Annotated in this window: 14 protein-coding genes and 1 riboswitch; of the genes, 12 read left to right on the top strand and 2 right to left on the bottom strand. The window is 51.1% G+C overall.

Annotated elements, in window-relative coordinates:
- The first annotated feature begins 53 nt into the window (after positions 1 to 53).
- The 5 genes from B5G27_RS14995 to B5G27_RS14975 all read left to right on the top strand — a co-directional run bounded on the left by B5G27_RS14995 (position 54) and on the right by B5G27_RS14975 (position 7,175).
- Complete coding sequence (locus tag B5G27_RS14995; RefSeq protein ID WP_087178621.1) at positions 54 to 1,913, top strand: IS1634 family transposase; 1,860 nt, start codon at positions 54 to 56, stop codon at positions 1,911 to 1,913.
- 372 nt (positions 1,914 to 2,285) lie between these two features.
- Positions 2,286 to 2,936, top strand: coding sequence for a YesL family protein (locus B5G27_RS14990; RefSeq protein WP_087179658.1), 651 nt, complete (start codon positions 2,286 to 2,288; stop codon positions 2,934 to 2,936).
- A gap of 98 nt (positions 2,937 to 3,034) precedes the next feature.
- Positions 3,035 to 3,514, top strand: a complete 480-nt coding sequence (locus B5G27_RS16275; RefSeq protein WP_191415551.1) for a sugar ABC transporter permease — start codon at positions 3,035 to 3,037, stop codon at positions 3,512 to 3,514.
- Between the two features lie 91 nt (positions 3,515 to 3,605).
- Positions 3,606 to 4,370 carry a hypothetical protein gene (locus B5G27_RS14980; RefSeq protein WP_087179657.1) on the top strand — a complete coding sequence of 255 codons (765 nt, stop codon included), beginning with the start codon at positions 3,606 to 3,608 and terminating at the stop codon, positions 4,368 to 4,370.
- Positions 4,371 to 4,409: 39 nt separating this feature from the next.
- Complete coding sequence (locus B5G27_RS14975) at positions 4,410 to 7,175, top strand: FIVAR domain-containing protein (RefSeq protein WP_442911433.1); 2,766 nt, start codon at positions 4,410 to 4,412, stop codon at positions 7,173 to 7,175.
- Positions 7,176 to 7,325: 150 nt separating this feature from the next.
- Here B5G27_RS14975 and B5G27_RS14970 read toward each other — a convergent pair whose 3' ends face one another.
- The gene (locus B5G27_RS14970) at positions 7,326 to 8,225 is read right to left on the bottom strand and encodes a helix-turn-helix transcriptional regulator (RefSeq protein ID WP_087179655.1); all 900 of its coding nucleotides are present in this window, start codon (positions 8,223 to 8,225) and stop codon (positions 7,326 to 7,328) included.
- Positions 8,226 to 8,411: 186 nt separating this feature from the next.
- Here B5G27_RS14970 and B5G27_RS14965 point away from each other — a divergent pair, with 186 nt between their 5' ends.
- Complete coding sequence (locus tag B5G27_RS14965) at positions 8,412 to 9,467, top strand: uroporphyrinogen decarboxylase family protein (RefSeq protein WP_087179654.1); 1,056 nt, start codon at positions 8,412 to 8,414, stop codon at positions 9,465 to 9,467.
- 72 nt (positions 9,468 to 9,539) lie between these two features.
- Here B5G27_RS14965 and B5G27_RS14960 read toward each other — a convergent pair whose 3' ends face one another.
- Positions 9,540 to 10,124 (bottom strand): hypothetical protein, encoded by a 585-nt coding sequence (locus B5G27_RS14960; protein ID WP_143449745.1) that lies wholly within the window; start codon positions 10,122 to 10,124, stop codon positions 9,540 to 9,542.
- Positions 10,125 to 10,601: 477 nt separating this feature from the next.
- On the opposite strand from B5G27_RS14960, the gene B5G27_RS14955 reads away from it, so the two are divergent.
- From B5G27_RS14955 to xdhA, 6 genes are all read left to right on the top strand, one after another.
- Complete coding sequence (locus B5G27_RS14955) at positions 10,602 to 11,252, top strand: uroporphyrinogen decarboxylase family protein (RefSeq protein WP_162611269.1); 651 nt, start codon at positions 10,602 to 10,604, stop codon at positions 11,250 to 11,252.
- A complete protein-coding gene (locus B5G27_RS14950) occupies positions 11,147 to 11,884 on the top strand; it encodes an ASKHA domain-containing protein (RefSeq protein WP_162611268.1) in 738 nt (245 codons plus the stop codon). The genes B5G27_RS14955 and B5G27_RS14950 overlap by 106 nt, the downstream gene beginning before the upstream one ends.
- Before the next feature lie 115 nt (positions 11,885 to 11,999).
- Positions 12,000 to 13,457, top strand: a complete 1,458-nt coding sequence (locus tag B5G27_RS14945) for an aminoacyl-histidine dipeptidase (protein WP_087179650.1) — start codon at positions 12,000 to 12,002, stop codon at positions 13,455 to 13,457.
- Positions 13,458 to 13,563: 106 nt separating this feature from the next.
- Entirely contained in the window at positions 13,564 to 14,565 is a 1,002-nt protein-coding gene (locus B5G27_RS14940; protein ID WP_087179649.1) for an XdhC family protein, read from the top strand.
- Between the two features lie 38 nt (positions 14,566 to 14,603).
- Positions 14,604 to 14,700, top strand: a riboswitch (purine riboswitch).
- A gap of 43 nt (positions 14,701 to 14,743) precedes the next feature.
- Positions 14,744 to 16,027: an amidohydrolase family protein gene (locus tag B5G27_RS14935; RefSeq protein WP_087179648.1), complete on the top strand. Its 1,284-nt coding sequence runs from the start codon at positions 14,744 to 14,746 to the stop codon at positions 16,025 to 16,027.
- 16 nt (positions 16,028 to 16,043) lie between these two features.
- A complete protein-coding gene (xdhA, locus tag B5G27_RS14930; protein WP_087179647.1) occupies positions 16,044 to 18,401 on the top strand; it encodes a xanthine dehydrogenase subunit XdhA in 2,358 nt (785 codons plus the stop codon).
- The last annotated feature ends 53 nt before the right edge of the window (positions 18,402 to 18,454 follow it).

Below are 18,454 nucleotides of genomic sequence, written 5' to 3'. Positions count from 1 at the left end.
ATATGTTGCATGTGTTGCATGTTTATGGTATAATGGTCTTGAGGTGATAATGATTGAAGCTCTATTTTGATAAACGCCTGAAAGACCCTACCTATTATGGTCAGCAGGGATTTCGCAACGGGAAAAAAGTTACATCTAAAAATATAATCAAGTTCGGCAAACATTCTGAACTCCTGAAAATCACGGACGACCCGGAGGCTTATGTCCGCGAGGAGATACGAAAGTGGAATGAAGAATACCGGTCCGGAAAAGTGGAATATACTTTGTCCGCTGATTTCAATCAACGTGTTCCTCATACAAACGACCCTGCTTCTTCCTCTACCTGGCTGAACATTGGATACTTTTTCCTCCAGGAACTTATGAAAGGTCTCCGGCTCAGAGATTTCTTCCATCAGAAAACGAAAGACCGGAAGATTACTTTCGATTGTTACACGATATCCCGTTTCCTTACCTATGCAAGGATCCTCGACCCGCTTTCAAAACATGCCACATGGCATAAGCTTGACACCTACTATGAACAGCCGGATTTTGATTACCAGCACATCCTGCGTTTTATGGATTTACTGGAAGAAAACCATGACGATTACCTGGCATGGCTGTTCAGGCAGAGTAATACGATCGTAAAAAGAGATACTTCTGTCCTTTACTATGACTGTTCCAACTTCTATTTTGAATCAGAGCAGCCGGATGAAGACGTCGTAGATGAAGTCACGGGAGAAATCATGAAGGGAATGCGTCAGTACGGTTTCAGCAAAGAGCATCGGCCTAACCCGATCGTAGAGATGGGGCTGTTTATGGATTCGCGGGGCATCCCTATCACCATGTGTCTCCACCCCGGCAACACCAGTGAACAGCTTACCGCTATCCCACTGGAAAAAGAAGTGATGAAAATGCTGCCGGATGCAAAATTTATCTACTGCGCAGATGCCGGTCTCGGTTCTTACAACATCCGAAAATTTAACAGTATGGGCGGCAGGACGTTCATTGTCACGCAATCGATCAAAAAAATGAGCGGTGTTTTAAAACAATCCGTTTTCAACGACTACGATTACCGGCTTCTTTCCAATGACAAACCTGTCACGATCGCTGGAATGAAAAGCTTTGACCGATTTGAAGAGGAAAACCTGAAATTATATAACGATTTTGCTTATAAAGTGGTAGATGCCGATAAGGTACTGGATCTCGGCCTCTACGAAGATGTGACGTTAAAGAACGGACGCACTATGAAACGGAAAGCGAAGGGTGTCCTTAAACAGCGCATTATCATTACTTTTTCCCGAAAGGTGATGGAATATCAGAGATCTGTCCGCAGCAGGCAGATTGAGCGGGCAAAGAAGTTATTAGAGTTAAAAGATCCTGAAGAGATCAAAAAAGGTCCGAACGATGTAAAACGTTTCTTAAAAAGAACAGCGAAAACAAAATCGGGGGAAACAGCAGTCGTGGAATATATCCTGGATCAGGATAAGATTGCCGAAGAAGAAAAATATGATGGTTACTATGCCGTAGCGACCAATCTGCAGGATCACGCAAAAGATATCCTCGCAGTATCCAATAAGAGATACCAGATAGAAGAATGCTTTCGGATCATGAAAACCAACTTTGACGGCCGTCCGGTCAACCATAGGCTTCAGGAACGTATTAAGGCACATTTTCTGATCTGTTATACCGCACTTCTGGTCTATCGCCTGCTGGAAGCCCGGCTAGATGATCAGGGAACACATGTAACAGCCAGCAATCTCATAACCACCTTAAAGAATATGAACGTCGCTAATGTCCACGATATTGAATACATGGCGCTTTATAACGGAAGCAAAGCCCTTGACGCATTAACCAGATTGACTATGCTACCACTGGACAGACTTCACTACAGACCAAAAGAATTAAACAGTATGATAAAAAAATTTTTACAATAGCATTCACATACAACATCTTTCTCTGTCAGTTTGAGCCGGAAACCCTTAAGTTTAAAGGGTCTCCGGCTCTTCTAATTCGTTAAAGTGTCGAAAACGGGATAATCTGTTGTTTTTACTTGTCCTATTGTAGTCCGGCAGACAGTGTCGTGTCAAGCAGATCTGAAAATTTTTGTTAGATCTGAAAATTTTTTGAGCTTCTGCTGCTGTTCACGCTGACCGTTTCCCCTGTAAAGATCCCGGAGTATCAGACAGGATATATTTATAAAGCCTGAAAATAACAAAATATCTACCCCGCAACAGAAAGATCATTGAGTATAATAATCCAGATATAGAAAAATCAGCGGAACAGGAAACGGAAGGAGAACAAAGGGAATGAAAGGCTTTTTCAGCGTGGAAGGCGCCTTTTTTACAGTTACGGGCAAGATCTGCGATATGGTGGTCATTACTGTTTTGTGGGCTGTGGGATGTATCCCGGTCGTTACATTTTTTACATCCACTGCGAGTATGTACCACACGACAGTCAAGTGTATCCGGTATGACAGGGGAAAAGTGTTTGAGGAATTTAAGGATGCTTATAAAAAGAATCTGAAACAGGGCATTCCTCTTGGTATCCTGTACGGTGCGGTTGGAGGGGTGATCGCGGCAGGAGATCATTATGTCCTGGGGATGGCTGCTTCGGGGACAGGAGCGGGTGTGTTCCCGGCGGCGGTCATGCTGCTTGTCAGCTTCCTGTACGCGGAGAACCTGATCTGGAGGATCCCGGTATTTTCGAGATTTTCTGACTCATTTGGAAATATCCTCCGATTGGATTATGTAATTTCATCACGTTATATTTTAAGAGGTGTTCCGATGCTGCTGATCATCGCGGCGGGGGCGCTGCTCATATGGATTTCGATCCCTCTTGTGATCATTGTACCGTCACTTTCCGCGCTGGCGCTCTCTTATCTCTCCGAGCCGGGGATGCATAAATACATGCCCCCTGAGCCGGAGGACAGCGGCGACTGGAGATACGGGCGCCGGTAAAAGCTAAAAAAAACGCTCCCGGTTCTAAAAATATGTCCCCCTCGGAATGAAGCCTGACTTTACAATAAAGTCAGCAGAAAAAGAGGAGGAAATCTGAAATGAAAAGTTTCTATTCTAACCGGTCAAAACTGGTTTTCTTACTGCCGGGATTTATTTTGTTTACGCTGTTTGTCATCTATTCGATCATCCCGTGCTTTATTATGAGCCTTCAGAACCATAACGGGGCTGCGTCCCTGGGATGGGTCGGATTTGACAACTATATCACTACCCTGAAGTCCCCGGCTTTCTGGGAAGCCCATAAGAATACTTATCTGATCGTAGCCCTGGAGCTGATCATCGGGATACCGGGATCTCTGCTCCAGGCTCTGGAGATGGGGCAGGTCCTCTGCGATGAGGCGGCATACGCGATCATACGGAAGCTGGACCTGGGCGCCGAGACAGAAGGAAAACAGGCAGTTGTTGTGTTTAACCCGCAGCCGTTCGAAGTGGAGGAACGACAAAACATATCCGGTTCTATTTTACAACTCCTACCCAGGAATCAGACGGTGATTCGATCAATAACCCGCGGGCGCGTGTGACACAGATATTCCTTTACGGGGACAATAAAGGAGCGGGAGAGTCCGCCATAATGCAAAGGACTTTAAGGTCCAGGTCAGCACAGACGACAGGGTGTGGTCAGACGAATATAATGAAGAGACAGACAGCAGCCTGTGGACGACCGTGGATACGGTCGAGGGCAATGCAGCAGGCACTACACTGCGCAGCCTGGATCAGACTTATGAGGCGAAATATGTGCGTATATGGGTCGACAAGCCGGTCCAGGACGACAACGAAGCAGATCCCCGCGTAAGGATGGGGCGCTTTGAGTTCTATGCAGAGCAGGATCCGGTAACTTCCATCGACGGCGACAGGAGCGGGGTTTATGAAGGCAGTACGCCCGGTACCGGCTCCAACGGACCGTTCAGCGAGACTATGAACCTGGATACAGCGGATGTGGACACTTCGATCTATTTTGGAGATAAAGAAGTTGACATCAACACATGGACAGCAGAGGGCAAAAACCTTCTCATCCAGGAAATGACTTCCAGGTCAGAGGAAGATCTGGATCTGGAGATCAGCACATGGGTCAAGAATGATAACGGCCAGTATCCGACCGATGTGACAGAGAAGGACGGCCAGATCTATGTGACCCGCCAGACAGCGAAAAAAGATACGGGAAATGAAAAATCCTATGTATCAGAAGCTGCACTGACAACCTATGTAGTTGGGGCGGACGTCGAAGAGCAGAAAGCAAATGAAGATGGCACGAGTGCAGAGCAGTATGTAACGCTTCCGGCAGGCGGAACGGTCTATCTGGTAACTGCTGTAGGCGGAGGCGGACAGACTTACAAAGCGTCCGATATGTCCCTGATCGGGGACGACCCGGTCCAGTAGGCGGAAGAGCTCGGCAGCGCAGTAAAAGATGCGGATGATATCGCAGGTCTCCGCACAGAGCATGACGAGTGGTGGCAGGATTTCTGGACACGGTCCTACATCGATCTCGGGACAGAGGATGCAAACCTGAACAAGATCCAGTCCTACTATTATGGTTCTCTTTATCTGCTTGGTTCCGCACTGCGCGAGGACGGGCTGGCTTCCGGCCTGTACGGCAACTGGTTTACCACAGATAACCCGAACTGGAATGCAGACTATCATCTGAATTACAACTTTATCGCAGCATATTACGGATTGAACTCTACGAACCACTCTGACCTGACTCTCCCGGCAGGACAGGCCCTGCTGGACTATATGGAGGAGGGGTTAAGCCGCGGGCAGAGCACATCAGAGTTAAGGGAGATCGTCCCGGATGAGTTGGAAGGACTCCTGATCCAGCCGAAGATCGATGCCGGGCTGATCGATGAGACGGACGGGATCGAGGGCGCAGCGCTTTATCCGGTAGGCATTGGGCCGTTTGGCATTACCTGTGATGACAACTATCATCAAGAGGCAATGAATGCAGCATACAGCGCGTATCCCATGATGGAGTACTATGATTATACGCAGGATAAGAGTTATCTTGAAGGAGGACTTTACGACCTGCTGAAAGCCTGCGGAGCATACTATGAGGCATGGCTGACAAAGGAAGACACAGAGGACGGAGATTACGAGTATGCGCTCTACGCGGCTTACAATGAGGGTTCCTTCTCCAAGAACCCGGCGGTCGAGCTGGCGACAGTGAAAAATCTGTTCTCACATCTCATTGAATACAGTGAGATCCTCGGCAGGGATGAGGCAAAGAGAGATCAGTGGAACGAGATCCTGGCACACCTTCCGGAACAGCCGACAGCTATGGCGAGCGGCGGGGAATCCTTAGCTCTGGCAGAACTGGAAACTCCGAAAGAAAACGGACAGTGGGTTGCTGATGTTTCCCAGTGGAAGCCCATGGCAAGCCCGATCCCGGGAGACGGGAATGCGATCCCGCTTGATGCGGTGCTCCCGGGCAATGTGTATAACCACTATTCTTCACCGGAGGATCTGGAGCTTGTGACAAATACGATCCAGACCTTTGTGGATAACGGGAATCCGTGGGGACAGATCAACAACTTCCCGCGTATCTTCCCGGAGGCAGTGGAAGCCGGATATGATATCAACACGATCGTGAACGCGTTCGTGGGACAGTTAAATGGAAAGCTTCAGAAAAATCTGACGATCGAAGATAATAACCACGGCTTTGAAAAAGCAGGCTCCATTGAGACAGTGAACCAGATGATGCTCAACAGCGAGTGCGGCATGATCGATATCTTCCCGAACTGGCTGTCAGATAAGGATGCAGAATATGCAGGTTTTGCGGCAAAGGGCGGCTTTACAGTATCCGCAGGATATGACGGTACAGAGCAGGCGGTAAGCCATGTGGAGATCACAAGCACGCTTGGAAATGAGTGTAAGCTTGTCAGCCCGTGGGGAGGCTCTGTAACTGTAACAGATGAGAGCGGCAGCGAAGTAGAGACGACCGAGGGCAAGATCCCTTACTATGAGCAGTACGATGCAGACGGAGAGACAGAGTATAGTGATGAGGGAGTGCTTATGCTTGAAAACAAGACGCCGGACAGTGATCCTTACGATGAGGAGGCAAATAAAGCGCTGAGCGATGCGATTGACGCGGCAAAAGCTGTGTATGAGACAGAAGATGCTTCCTTTAGCGAGATGAAAGCACAGACGGTAGCCCTTCAGGCAGCTCTCGATGCGTTTGACATTGCTTACGGGCAGTGGGAGAGACCGCTGGGCGATCCGGTGATGAGCGGAGAAAACCCGCATATGGGCACTTTTGACGGATATGATGTGATCGCGTGGGAGAAGGGCACAGGCAGGATGGAATATCCGAGCGGAAGCATTGCGGATGTGCTGGAGATCCCGAGCGGCACCGTTGTCTCCAACCTGGCGATCGATGTATCTTATTACTATGATCAGGTGGCAGGCAACAGCTGGTGGCACTTTAATACATATGATGAAAATGGGGAGAGCGCTCCGGGAGTCAGCAACGGGAAACCGCATGACGACGGATTCGGCGATTTCCCTGGCGACTACAAGATGGTATCCCTGGCGCTCCATTCGCTGAGCTTTACCGCGCCGGATAAAGCGGCACTGAAAGAAGCCATCGACCTGGGCGGCAGGTATGACCTGGACAAATATGTAGAAGATGGCAAGGCGGAATTCACGGAAGCGCTGGAAAAAGCGAAAGAAGTGTATGAGAATGGCAATGCTCTCCAGGAAGAGGTAACGTCAGCATGGCAGGATCTGGTGGACGCGATCTCTGAGTTAAGGCTCAAAGCGGACAAGACCAACCTGGAAGAGCTGTTAAAGGCAGTGGAAGGGCTTGACTTAAGTATTTACACAGACGAGAGCGTCGCTGTATACAGGACAGCACTGGCGGCAGCGCAGGCTGTGATGGACGATGAGAGCCTGAGTATTTATGAGCAGAAGACAGTGGATGATGCTGTGGCTGAACTGCAGGCGGCGAAGGACGGGCTGACAGAAAAATCAGGTTCCGGCTCCGGCGATGAAGGTGACGGAGATGAAACCGGCGGTGATCATACTGGCGATACCGGTGACGGCAGCGAAGGAACCGGCGGACAGCAGGGCAGCGGCGCGGATGCTCCGAAGACCGGGGATGAGGCGGCTCCGTTCGGGCTGATGGCAGCCGCGGTGCTGGCAGCAGGTGCGGCTGCATGGACTGGTGTGTACAGAAGAAAATGCAGGTAATGCTGCCAGAAACCAGGAGCTGAGCATATGAACTTATAAAGAATGGAAAGATTGGAAGGTGCGGGGAATTTTCTGCGCCTTCCTTCCATTGAAATCGGCGAAACAGCCGACATTTGAGATGGCGTATGCCATGCTGAAACGGGGCAGGTTTTAAGTATGATCGGGGCTGCCGAGGCGTTTTTTCAGTTTCTTTTGGTACTCTGTCGGCGTTTCCATCGTATATTTTTTAAATACAGTTGCAAAATAACTGCTGGTCGTAAAATTCAGCAGCATGGAAACTTCTGTCACGGATCTCCCCTCTGACAGAAGTTTTTTTGCGTGATCGATCTTTTTTGCGTTGATGAAATGACGCGGGGATACGCCGAGCTGGGCTTTGAATTTCTGCTTAAACTGGGAGCAGGACAGCCCGGCTGTCCGGGCAAGGTCCTCAAGAGCAAAATCCCTGCAAGGATCTGACAGTATCTCGTCATGGGCTTTCCTGATATCCGGGGACATGGGAAACGGTTCCCGGATGGCATAGACGATCAGCATCTGCAGGAACAGGTGGAAACAGGCAGCCGTAAGATGGGAGTCCGCTCCGCTGACCGCAAGGTCAAACATCTGCCGGATAAAGGGGACAGTCCTGCGCAGCTCCGTGCGGATCAGGTGATGGGGCAGTGCGAGCAGCTTCTCTTTTAAGTAACGTCCGGCGTCACGGCTGAGGAAAAGCAGGTTCTCCTCATCGCTGACATCGAGCTGGAACCAGTACAGGTCGCCGGCAGTGACCGGCACCAGATTTGTCCCGTGTACTTCATTCGGAAAGGAGACAAATACATCGCCGCCGGGGAGATCATAGTCTGCAGTTTCTGTGGAAAATGAGAACGTTCCCCCTGCGGGGATGGAAAATTCGAATGCATCCCTGTGATAATGCCAGAAAATGGAAGAGGTGGCATTATTCATCACATGTCTGCCGAACATGCGGATGCCGGGGATGCCAAGCTCTTTTTCAGTCAGCACGATGCGGTCTTTTGTATACATGTAATGATCGCGGAGATCAAATGCGTTATCCATGATAATGCCCTCTATGCGGAAAATCTTTAAATTTATACGCCGTATATAAATGGATGCAATACAATTTTAAAGATTATATAATGGTATAGGGAACAAGTCAAGCAGACAAATTTTCAACGCAGGCAGACAAATTTTCAGAGAAGCAGTCAAAAAGCAGACGTTAAAAAACAGAGAGGAGACAAAACCATGTTTGAACCGGATTACAGAAATATCGTAAACGCAGCCCGGAATAAGGAGGCGGCCAGGCTGCCGCTGTACGAGCACAATGTATCAATGAACAAGATCGGGGAGATCAAAGGCGTGGACATGCAGTCCCTGTTCCAGGGAGATGACAGGGATATCCATGAGTTTTTCAGAATATACTGCGGATTTTTCGAAGAATACGGATATGATGTGGTGACATTTGAACAGTGTATCGGTCTGGTCATGCCTGGGGCCGGGGCGCTTGGAGACAGCCGTGTGACTCCTGTGATACAGGATGAAGATGATTTTAGAGCATACCCCTGGGATGAGATACCAGAGCTCTATTTTAATGAATATTCGAAATATTTTCGGGCTCTGCGGGATGAAATGCCGGAGGGGATGAAGGCAATCGGCGGCGTGGGAAACGGGATCTTTGAGTGTGTGCAGGATCTGACCGGATATGAGGGACTGTGTTACATTGCAGCAGATGATGAGGAACTCTATCACAAGATGTTCCAAAAGGTGGGAGAGACTGATCTGAAGATATGGAAGCGGTTTATGAAAGAATTCGGAGATATCTACTGTGTGCTGCGTTTTGGCGATGATCTGGGATATAAGAGCAATACTCTTTTGTCCACGGATGACACGAAGAATCTGATCTTCCCACAGTATAAGCCGATCGTGGATCTGGTGCACAGCTATGGGAAACCGTTTCTCCTGCACTCCTGCGGCAAGATCTTTGATGTGATGGACGACCTGATCGATAAGGTCGGGATTGATGCAAAGCATTCCAATGAAGACCAGATCGCACGGTTCCCGGTGTGGGTAGAGAAATACGGAGACCGGATCGGCAACTTCGGCGGGATTGATGTGGATGTGGTATGCAACGCATCGAAGCAGGAGATGAAGGAGTATATCCATGACGTGATACGGAAATGTATGGGACATGGCGGCTTCGCATTTGGGACAGGGAATTCCATCCCGGACTATGTGCCGGCGGAGAATTATCTGAATATGATAGAGATTGTAAGGGGGTACAGAGGAGATTTTAAGAAATGAATTATCAGGGGGCTAACGTCGATCAAGACTTTAGCCCCCTGAGATCATGCGGAAGATCTTCAGAAGAAAGGATCAAAGCATTGCCCTGACCTGTTCAATGACCTCATCCGATACATCTGTCATACCTTTGATCTCATCAGTGGACAATCCCTTTTTGAGCATAGAAAGTATGACCTGCCGGATGCCGTCGTGCCGTCCGCGTTCCAATCCCTGCTCCAGTCCGCGCTCCAATCCCTCTTCATAGCTTTCATCGCGGATTGTCTTTTCGTATTCTTCCTGATCGAAACTTGTTAAGATCATGCTGATAACCTCCACCTTGTTTTTGACCAGAATATCGTGAAGGATCCCTTTCCTGATACATTCGTCAACAGCATCGGCCACAGCCGGTTCGAGGGGCATACCCTGACTGAGCTTTTGGCGTATCTCAGAGATGAGGACAGCGTAATCCCGCAGATTCCTGCATTTTTCCATCAGGGCTGTGTTGTGGCCATAGTTGATGTTGAGCATCACAGCGGTGCACTCCAATGCGGGGCGGATGTCCTTCTGCATGTACGCGTCAGAGAGTCTGAGGATCGAACGGTCCGGTTCATCAGATGTCCCATTGTAAAAAACTACATACTGAGGAGTGGGAAGGTGGATCTGTTTCATTGACCGCATTATAAAGCTCCAGAAGGTCTTTTTTATCTTCAAAGATCTTGCAGAAAAGGCGGTCTTTGTATTCTCGGTTGATGGGGAAATGGGTGCCGGATGCAGGATCCTGGTGCGATATTCTGTTGTTTTTGCTTTTGTTCATTCATTACCTCCATTATAAAAAAACGGTGCAGTTATGGCAAGGGTCATTATGGGATTTGTTCCTGTCGTGTTATCTGAGGGACGGTGAAGCGGGAAAGAAGAGGGATATGCTAAGGGTATCATCTGCAAAGGCAGAAAAGCAATGTGCATATTGTTGATAAGACGGAAACTTTGTTGATAAACATGTAGATAAATCTGGAGGAGATATTATCATGCTATTTGTGTTGGAAAAAATTCCAGATAATCCATAATTAATACCAAAATCGTGAAACATTTACCAGATATCCCGGCGCAAAAAGTTATAATTTAGTAAAAAGCAAAATGTGCCAGGAGGTATACATCATGAAGATCAATATGACACAGTGGATCCAGGATACGATCAGTTCACCGGTCAAAAAGGCAATGCCTATCCTTTCCTTCCCGGGAGTGCAGATCACGGGACACACAGTGGAGGAGATGGTGCGCGACGGGCATCTGCAGGCTGAGTGCATGAAAGCTGTGGCGGACCGTTTTGACACAGGGGCAGCGTTCAGCCTGATGGATCTCTCCGTTGAAGCGGAGGCCTTCGGAAGCCCGGTGCACTACAGCGAGGATGAGGTCCCGACAGTTACAGCAGCCCTGGTCCATGAAGAGGACGAGGCTGAGGCACTTAAGGTGCCGGAAGTGGGAGCAGGGCGCACAGGCGAGTGCGTAAAAGGAATCAGGGAAGTGACAGAGATGATCACAGACCGCCCGGTCCTTGCGGGGATCATCGGGCCGTTCTCCCTTGCAGGGCGCATACTTGACATGACGGAGATCATGATCCTCTGCTACGAAGAGCCGGAGATGGTGGAGACTGTGCTTGGGAAGGGTTCGGCGGCAAGTCAGATCAGTCGTGGATGCGGGAGATGGAGATCACGGTCTGCCCCGGCGCGTCCACATTTGTCGGAGGGGACATTACCGCCGGGATGTATGCCCTGGACTTTGATAAGCAGGAGAAACCATGCGTGCTGATCGATCTGGGGACGAACGGGGAGATGGCAGTCGGGTGCAGGGACAGGATCCTGGTGACATCCACAGCGGCGGGACCGGCATTCGAAGGGGGCAATATCGTATGCGGGACCGGGAGCATCCCCGGGGCTATATGCAGCGTGGAACTTCGGGACGGACGCGCCTCTGTTCAGACTATCGGCGGGAAACCGGCTTCCGGTATCTGCGGGACAGGAGTGATCGATACGGTATATGAGCTGAAAAAGACCGGGATCATTGATGAGACAGGGCTGATGGAGGAACCGTGGTTTGACGAAGGATTCTTATTGTCAGAGGCGGCTCTTTCTGACAGCGGCAGGGAGATCCGATTCTATCAGAAGGATGTAAGGGAGCTCCAGCTTGCCAAATCCGCAGTGCGCGCAGGGTTGGAGACGCTGCTCTCCAGGTATGGTACATCTTATGATGAGATCAGCCATATCTATATCGCAGGCGGCTTCGGCCATCAGATGGATGTAGCGAAGGCGGCGGCCATCGGGCTTCTGCCAGAGGAATGTCTGGAGCGGATGGAACACCTTGCCGTGACGGCGGAGGAAGTTCAGTTGTCCAATGACAGGCAGTTTCAGGAATTTTACATGGAATATATGTACTTTGAATAAAAAATGAAGCAAAGAGGTGTAAAACCGAGTGAAATCTGTTATAATCGAATCTGTGGGTAAGGATCACAGATACAATGCATACCTGCGTAAAATCAGATAGAAAAGAGGAAAGACAATGGAGTATAAGATCACAGGCTACAAGCCGGAAAAATTATTCCACTTTTTTGAGGAGATCAGCGCGATCCCGAGAGGTTCGGGAAATGAGAAGGGGATCAGCGACTATCTCGTTAAATTCGCAGAAGACAGAGGACTCTGGGTGCACCAGGATGAGGCGCATAATGTCATCATCAAAAAGGCAGGGAGCAAAGGAGCGGAGGATAAGGCTCCGGTCATGCTCCAGGGACACCTTGACATGGTATGCGACAAGCGCGCGGGCGTGGAGCATGATTTTGAAAAGGACGGGATCGACCTGGTCGTAAAAGACGGCGTCCTCTGGGCGAACGGCACGACGCTCGGTTCGGATAACGGCGTGGCGGTTGCCTTGATGATGATGGTGCTGGATGATGAAGAGCTTCAGCATCCGCCGGTGGAATGTGTATTTACGACAGAAGAGGAAGTCGGACTCAACGGCGCCCAGGCTCTGGACAAATCCCTGATCACAGCCCGCACGATGATCAACATGGACTCTGAGGAAGAAGGCGTGGCAACGATCAGCTGTGCAGGCGGCCTTCGCATCCAGTTTACAAGACCGGTCAAGAGAGAGGCTGCTGAGGGAAGCCTTGTATCCATTAAGATCGAGGGGCTTCTCGGAGGACATTCCGGTATGGATATCAGCAAGGAGAGACAGAATGCAAACCTGCTGATGGCGCGCATGGCGGATCATCTGATGAGGAATACAGACGGAAAGCTCGTAAGCTTTGCCGGCGGGACAAAGGACAACGCGATCACAAGGGAGTGTGAGGCATCTCTGATCTATGCGGACAAAGCAGAAGCAGAGAAAGCGGAGAAGCTTGCGTGCGCGCTGGCAAAGGATATGGCAGACGAGATCACGCCCTATGAGCCGGATTTCGCCTGTGAGATCTCAGTGGAAGACGGAAGGATCGCATCAGCGGTACCGCAGGAAGACGCAAAGGCATTTGTGGGCGCGCTCCGTCTTACGCCAAACGGAGTATTCAGCCGCAATCTCCACATGGACGGATTTGTGGTGACTTCTTCCAATATCGGTGTAACAAGGGCGGATGAGGATGAGCTTGTCTTTGTCGTATCCCCGCGTTCCTCTGTGGCGTCTCTTCAGGAAGATACGAAGGCGCGTTTCCAGACTCTGGCGGACACATTCGGCTTCACGGCGGAGTACAGCGGAGAATACCCGGGCTGGAGCTACGCGGAGGAGTCCAGGATCCGTGAGGTATTCCTGGAGAGCTACCGGGAACTTTTCGGCAAAGAGCTGAAACTGGAAGCGATCCACGCAGGACTGGAGTGCGGTCTTTTCACAGAAGCAATCCCGGGACTTGACGCGATCGCAGTGGGACCGACATTGTATGATGTGCATACACCGGACGAGCATGTGCCGCTGGATTCCTTTGAGCGCTTCTATGAACTGCTCAGGGACGTGCTGGCAAGGCTGGCAGCTTAGATATCTGATAGATAGTCGTATTTAAATAGCAGAAGAAATATTTTTTGGACATTAGAAATAAGAGCAGCATCTGGCAGGTGCTGCTCTTTGTCACAGGAGGAAATCTATGGGACAGTTTTATGTACAGCTGGAAAAAGCGATCAAAGAAGGACGGGGAGATATCTGGACAGAGACAGTGCTTGAAGGAGAGCATGCAGGGGAGAAGAGTCTGACCGTCGGCGTAATGGGCGATCCCGGCAGCCCGGATAATGCGGACACCGCGGGATCTGCCGGTCCTGATGCCTGCGGCACGCCTGTCCGTGTGTTCCGGGAGCGTGTCAGGCGTGCGCCGAAACTGGTCATCTGCGGGGCGGGGCATGTGTCCATGCCCATTATCCGTCTGGGAAAGATGCTTGGCTTTACAGTGACCGTGCTGGAAGACCGCCCGAAGTTCGCGGACAATGCAAGGGCAGCAGGCGCGGATCATGTCCTCTGCGAGACGTTCCGGGAAGGTCTTTCACAGATTAAAGGAGATTCTGATACCTGGTTCGTGATCGTGACCAGAGGGCACCGTTATGATTCGGAATGTCTGGAAGCGGCTCTTGGAAAAGAATATGCGTATGTGGGCATGATGGGAAGCAGGCGGAGAGTGGCTGTCGTGAAAGACCAGCTCGCGCAGAACGGCGTGGATCAGGAGAAGCTTGACAGTGTGCATACGCCCATAGGATTAAAGATCAGCGCGGAGACACCGGAGGAGATCGCGGTTTCTATCATGGCGGAGATCATCCAGATCAAGAACGGCAGGGAGCAGGGCAGCGGATATTCCGATGAACTTCTGGAAGCGCTGACAGAGGGGAAACAAAAGGCTGTGCTTGCGACGATCATTTCCAGGAAGGGATCTGCTCCACGGGGAGTGGGGACAAAGATGCTGGTCCGGGAGGACGGCAGCACAGTGGATACGATCGGCGGCGGGTGCGTGGAGAGCGAGATCATCCAGAAGGCGCTCCTCATGATGCGTATGGGAGAGCCGTTATTCCAGGTGTGCAGAGAAGACCTGGCGATGGAAGCCGCGGAGGATGAGGGGATGGTCTGCGGCGGAGTCGTAGAAGTGATGCTGGAGCGGGTTTGATATTGACACACATTTTATCCGGTGTTACCATAACTACATAGAGAAAATCATCACGTACTTATATAGGTTCATAATCGGTTGAACGTCTCTACCAGCCGCCGGAAACGGCTGACTATAAGTATGCGGGCGGCAGAGCGTGCCGTTTTGCATATCAGACAGAAAAGAGGAGGAACAGCCGATGAATGGACCTGTTTTTATTTTAAAAGGAAATATCGTATACAGTAAGGATCAGAATGAACTGAGCATATGTGAGCACGGATACCTGGTCTGCCGGGACGGGCAGGTGGATGGAGTGTACCAGACGCTTCCGTTCAGGCTGGGCGGCAATCCGATCCATGATTTTGGGGACTGCCTGATCATACCGGGGCTGGTGGACCTGCATATCCACGCGCCCCAGTATTCCTTCCGGGGGCTTGGGATGGATATGGAGCTTTTGGAATGGCTGGAGACAAATACATTCCCGGAGGAAGCGAAATACGAGTCGCTGGAGTATGCGCGGAAGGCGTATCAGATTTTTGCCGACAATATGAGAAGGAGCGCGACCACAAGAGCCTGCATATTCGGGACAGTGCACAGGTCGGCTACGCTGCTTTTGATGGATATGATGGAAAAGACCGGACTGGATACCATGATCGGGAAAGTCAACATGGACCGGAACTGTCCGGACTATATTATAGAAGAGACGGAAGAATCCGCGGGGGAGACTCTGGAGTGGATCAGAGATGTACTGCACAGGAAATATAAAAATACCCGTCCCATCCTGACGCCCAGGTTCACCCCGAGCTGTACGGATGAGCTGATGGAAGAGCTGAAGAAGCTGCAGATGCGTTACGGGCTGCCTCTCCAGTCCCATCTCTCGGAGAATCAGGGGGAGATCGCATGGGTAAAGGAGCTCTGCCCCTGGGCGGGATTTTACGGGGACGCGTACGACCGGTTCGGGCTCTTCGGCGCGGACTGCCCGACCGTGATGGCCCACTGTGTGTACAGCGGGGAGCAGGAGATCGAGAGGATGAAGGAGAACGGCGTTTTCATCGCCCACTGCCCGGAGTCCAACATGAATGTCTCCTCGGGCATCGCGCCGGTGCGCACATTCCTGGAGCGGGGGCTTCGCGTCGGGATTGGCAGCGATGTGGCGGGAGGTTCCACGGAGAATCTGTTCCGCGCGATGGCGCATGCGGTCCAGTCGTCCAAGCTGAGATGGCGGCTGACGGATGACAGCCTGGAAGCGCTGACCGCAGAGGAGGTGTTCTACATGGCGACAAAGGGCGGCGGCGCTTTCTTTGGAAAGGTGGGGAGCTTTGAGAAAGGGTATGAATTTGACGCGGTCGTTCTGGATGATTCACGGCTTAAGCATCCGCAGCCGCTGGATGTCAGGAACAGGCTGGAGAGGATGATCTATCTGGCGGATGAGAGGGAAATCCGTGCGAAGTATGTAAAAGGAAAAGAAATCGACCTTACTTAGACCGGAGGTGAGATTTATGGAGGAGAGAAGAGCAGAGAGAACGAAGGTACCTGAAAAAGAATACCCGGTAAAAAAGGCATTGGAACGGGAGCATGCAGTCGGGAAGAGCGTGAAGAGAGTGGATGCTTTTGAAAAGGTGACAGGGCGGGCAAAATACACGGACGATCTGTGCGGCCGCGATGCGTATGTGGCAAAGGTCATGCATTCCACGATCGCCCACGGATATGTGAAGTCCATCGATACGTCTGAAGCGGAGAAGATCCCCGGAGTTATAAAGATCGTGACCTGCTTTGACGTGCCGGAATATTATTATCCGACGGCAGGGCATCCGTGGTCAACAGAAGAGGTGCATCAGGATGTGGCGGACCGGCTCCTGCTGGTAAAGCATGTCAGGTATTACGGGGACGACATTGCGGCAGTGGTGGCGGAGAATGAGGTCGCTGCCGCGCAGGCAGTGCGCGCCCTGAAAGCAGAGTATGAGGAGCTGCCCTTTGTGCTGGATGTGCAGAAAGCGATGGAGGACGGCGCGCCTCAGCTCCATGAAAAGTACCCGAATAATATCCTGGCCCACACTTCCATACGGAACGGAGATTATGAGGCGGCGGTCAGAGAGCCGGGGCTTACAAAGGTGGAAGGCTGGTACGAGACGCCCGCGGTCCAGCACTGCCATATTGAGAATCCGGTCTGTTACGCCTATATGGAGCAGGGGCGGATCGTAGTTGTGACGTCCACCCAGCTTCCCCATATCTGCCGGCGGATCGTGGGGCAGGCTCTCGGGATCCCCTGGGGGCAGGTAAGAGTCATAAAGCCCTATATTGGCGGCGGGTTTGGGAATAAGCAGGATATCCTCTATGAACCGCTGTGCGCCTACCTCTGTACCCAGGTGGGCGGAAGGACGGTGAAGCTGGATACTTCCCGGGAGGAGACCTTCGTATCTACAAGAGTCCGTCATGCGATCCGGTTCCATATCGTCTCCTATGTACGCCCGGACGGGACGTACGCGGCGAGGAAATTTGAGAGCTTCTCAGACCAGGGGGCGTACGCGTCCCACGGACACAGCATTGCGGCGAAAGGCATGGGATGCTTCCCCCAGTTGTATCCCTGCCCGAATATCGAGGCGGATACATATACTGTTTTTACAAATAAATCGACAGCAGGTGCTATGAGAGGGTATGGGATCCCACAGGCAATGTTTGCCGTGGAGAGCCATACAGAGGATGTGGCGCGCGTGTTGGGGATCCCCTCTTATGAATTCCGTATGAAAAATGTCATGCCAAAGGGATATAAGGATTATTTCTCAAAGAATGTAAACTATTATGATTCTTTCAGAGAGTGCATGGAAAAAGGCAGGAAGGATTTTGACTATGACAGAAAGCTGAGAGAATATGCCCATCAGACAGGAGATGTCCGGAAAGGCGTCGGGATGGCAGTCTTCTGGTATAACACCGGGGTATGGCCGATCTCGCTGGAAACGTCCGCATGCCGGATGGTGCTCAATCAGGACGGGAGCATCCAGGTGCAGGTCGGGGAGACGGAGATCGGGCAGGGCGCGGATACAGCGTTCGCGCAGATGGCGGCGGAGACGCTTGGGATCCCATTTGAGATGGTGCATGTGATCTCCACCCAGGATACGGATGTGACTCCTTTCGGGACAGGGGCGTATGCGTCGAGACAGACCTACATGGCGGGGTTCTCCATCCGTCAGACCGGGGAGCTGCTGAAAGAGAAGATCCTGGAGACTGCTCATGAGCTTACAAGGCAGATGAAAGAAAATCTTGATATTGTAAACGGAAATATTGTCAGAATAACAGACGGGGAAATCCTGATGACCCTGGGAGAGCTTGCGACAGAGAAGCTGTACAGCCTTACAGACAACGGACATCTGACGGCGGAGAGCAGTTACCAGATCAAGAACAATGCCTATTCTTTCGGGTGTACATTTGCTGAGGTGGAGGTGGATATCCCGGGATGCAGAGTGGAGGTCAAAGATATCCTGAATGTCCATGACTGCGGGAAGGTCATCAATCCGGCTCTCGCGGAAGCCCAGGTACACGGCGGCATGAGTATGGCCATCGGATATGCGCTGTCAGAGAAACTCCTGTTTGATGAAAAGACAGGAAGACCGCTCAACAATAATCTGCTGGATTATAAACTTTCTACGTTTATGGACCACCCGGATCTGAGAGCAGAGTTCATCGAGAATCCAGAACCCACGAGCGCGTTCGGGACGAAAGCGCTGGGCGAGCCGCCCACATGCTCGCCTGCGCCGGCGATCCGGAACGCTGTACTCCAGGCAGTGGGGGTGGCGTTCAATGAGATCCCGATGCGGCCCCATCTGCTGTTTGAAGAGTTCCAGAAAGCAGGATTGATCTGACAGAGGTTTGAACGGATAGATTTGAACTGACAGAGGTTTGAATTGAGAGAGGT

The sequence above is a fragment of the Lachnoclostridium sp. An76 genome, from assembly GCF_002161355.1.
Classification (GTDB): Bacteria; Bacillota; Clostridia; order Lachnospirales; family Lachnospiraceae; genus Mediterraneibacter; species Mediterraneibacter caccavium.
Note: the sequence above shows the minus strand (reverse complement) of the source record. Positions and strands in the feature narration are given on the sequence as shown.

What these genes read in the sequence shown, in the direction of transcription:
- B5G27_RS16275 (WP_191415551.1), top strand. Translation starts at nt 3,035, where the DNA reads ATGAAAAGTTTCTATTCTAACCGGTCAAAACTGGTTTTCTTACTGCCG.
- B5G27_RS14955 (WP_162611269.1), top strand. Translation starts at nt 10,602, where the DNA reads ATGAAGATCAATATGACACAGTGGATCCAGGATACGATCAGTTCACCG.
- B5G27_RS14960 (WP_143449745.1), bottom strand. Translation starts at nt 10,124, where the DNA reads ATGCGGTCAATGAAACAGATCCACCTTCCCACTCCTCAGTATGTAGTT.
- B5G27_RS14970 (WP_087179655.1), bottom strand. Translation starts at nt 8,225, where the DNA reads ATGGATAACGCATTTGATCTCCGCGATCATTACATGTATACAAAAGAC.
- B5G27_RS14935 (WP_087179648.1), top strand. Translation starts at nt 14,744, where the DNA reads ATGAATGGACCTGTTTTTATTTTAAAAGGAAATATCGTATACAGTAAG.
- B5G27_RS14950 (WP_162611268.1), top strand. Translation starts at nt 11,147, where the DNA reads ATGGAGATCACGGTCTGCCCCGGCGCGTCCACATTTGTCGGAGGGGAC.
- xdhA (WP_087179647.1), top strand. Translation starts at nt 16,044, where the DNA reads ATGGAGGAGAGAAGAGCAGAGAGAACGAAGGTACCTGAAAAAGAATAC.
- B5G27_RS14940 (WP_087179649.1), top strand. Translation starts at nt 13,564, where the DNA reads ATGGGACAGTTTTATGTACAGCTGGAAAAAGCGATCAAAGAAGGACGG.
- B5G27_RS14945 (WP_087179650.1), top strand. Translation starts at nt 12,000, where the DNA reads ATGGAGTATAAGATCACAGGCTACAAGCCGGAAAAATTATTCCACTTT.
- B5G27_RS14990 (WP_087179658.1), top strand. Translation starts at nt 2,286, where the DNA reads ATGAAAGGCTTTTTCAGCGTGGAAGGCGCCTTTTTTACAGTTACGGGC.
- B5G27_RS14965 (WP_087179654.1), top strand. Translation starts at nt 8,412, where the DNA reads ATGTTTGAACCGGATTACAGAAATATCGTAAACGCAGCCCGGAATAAG.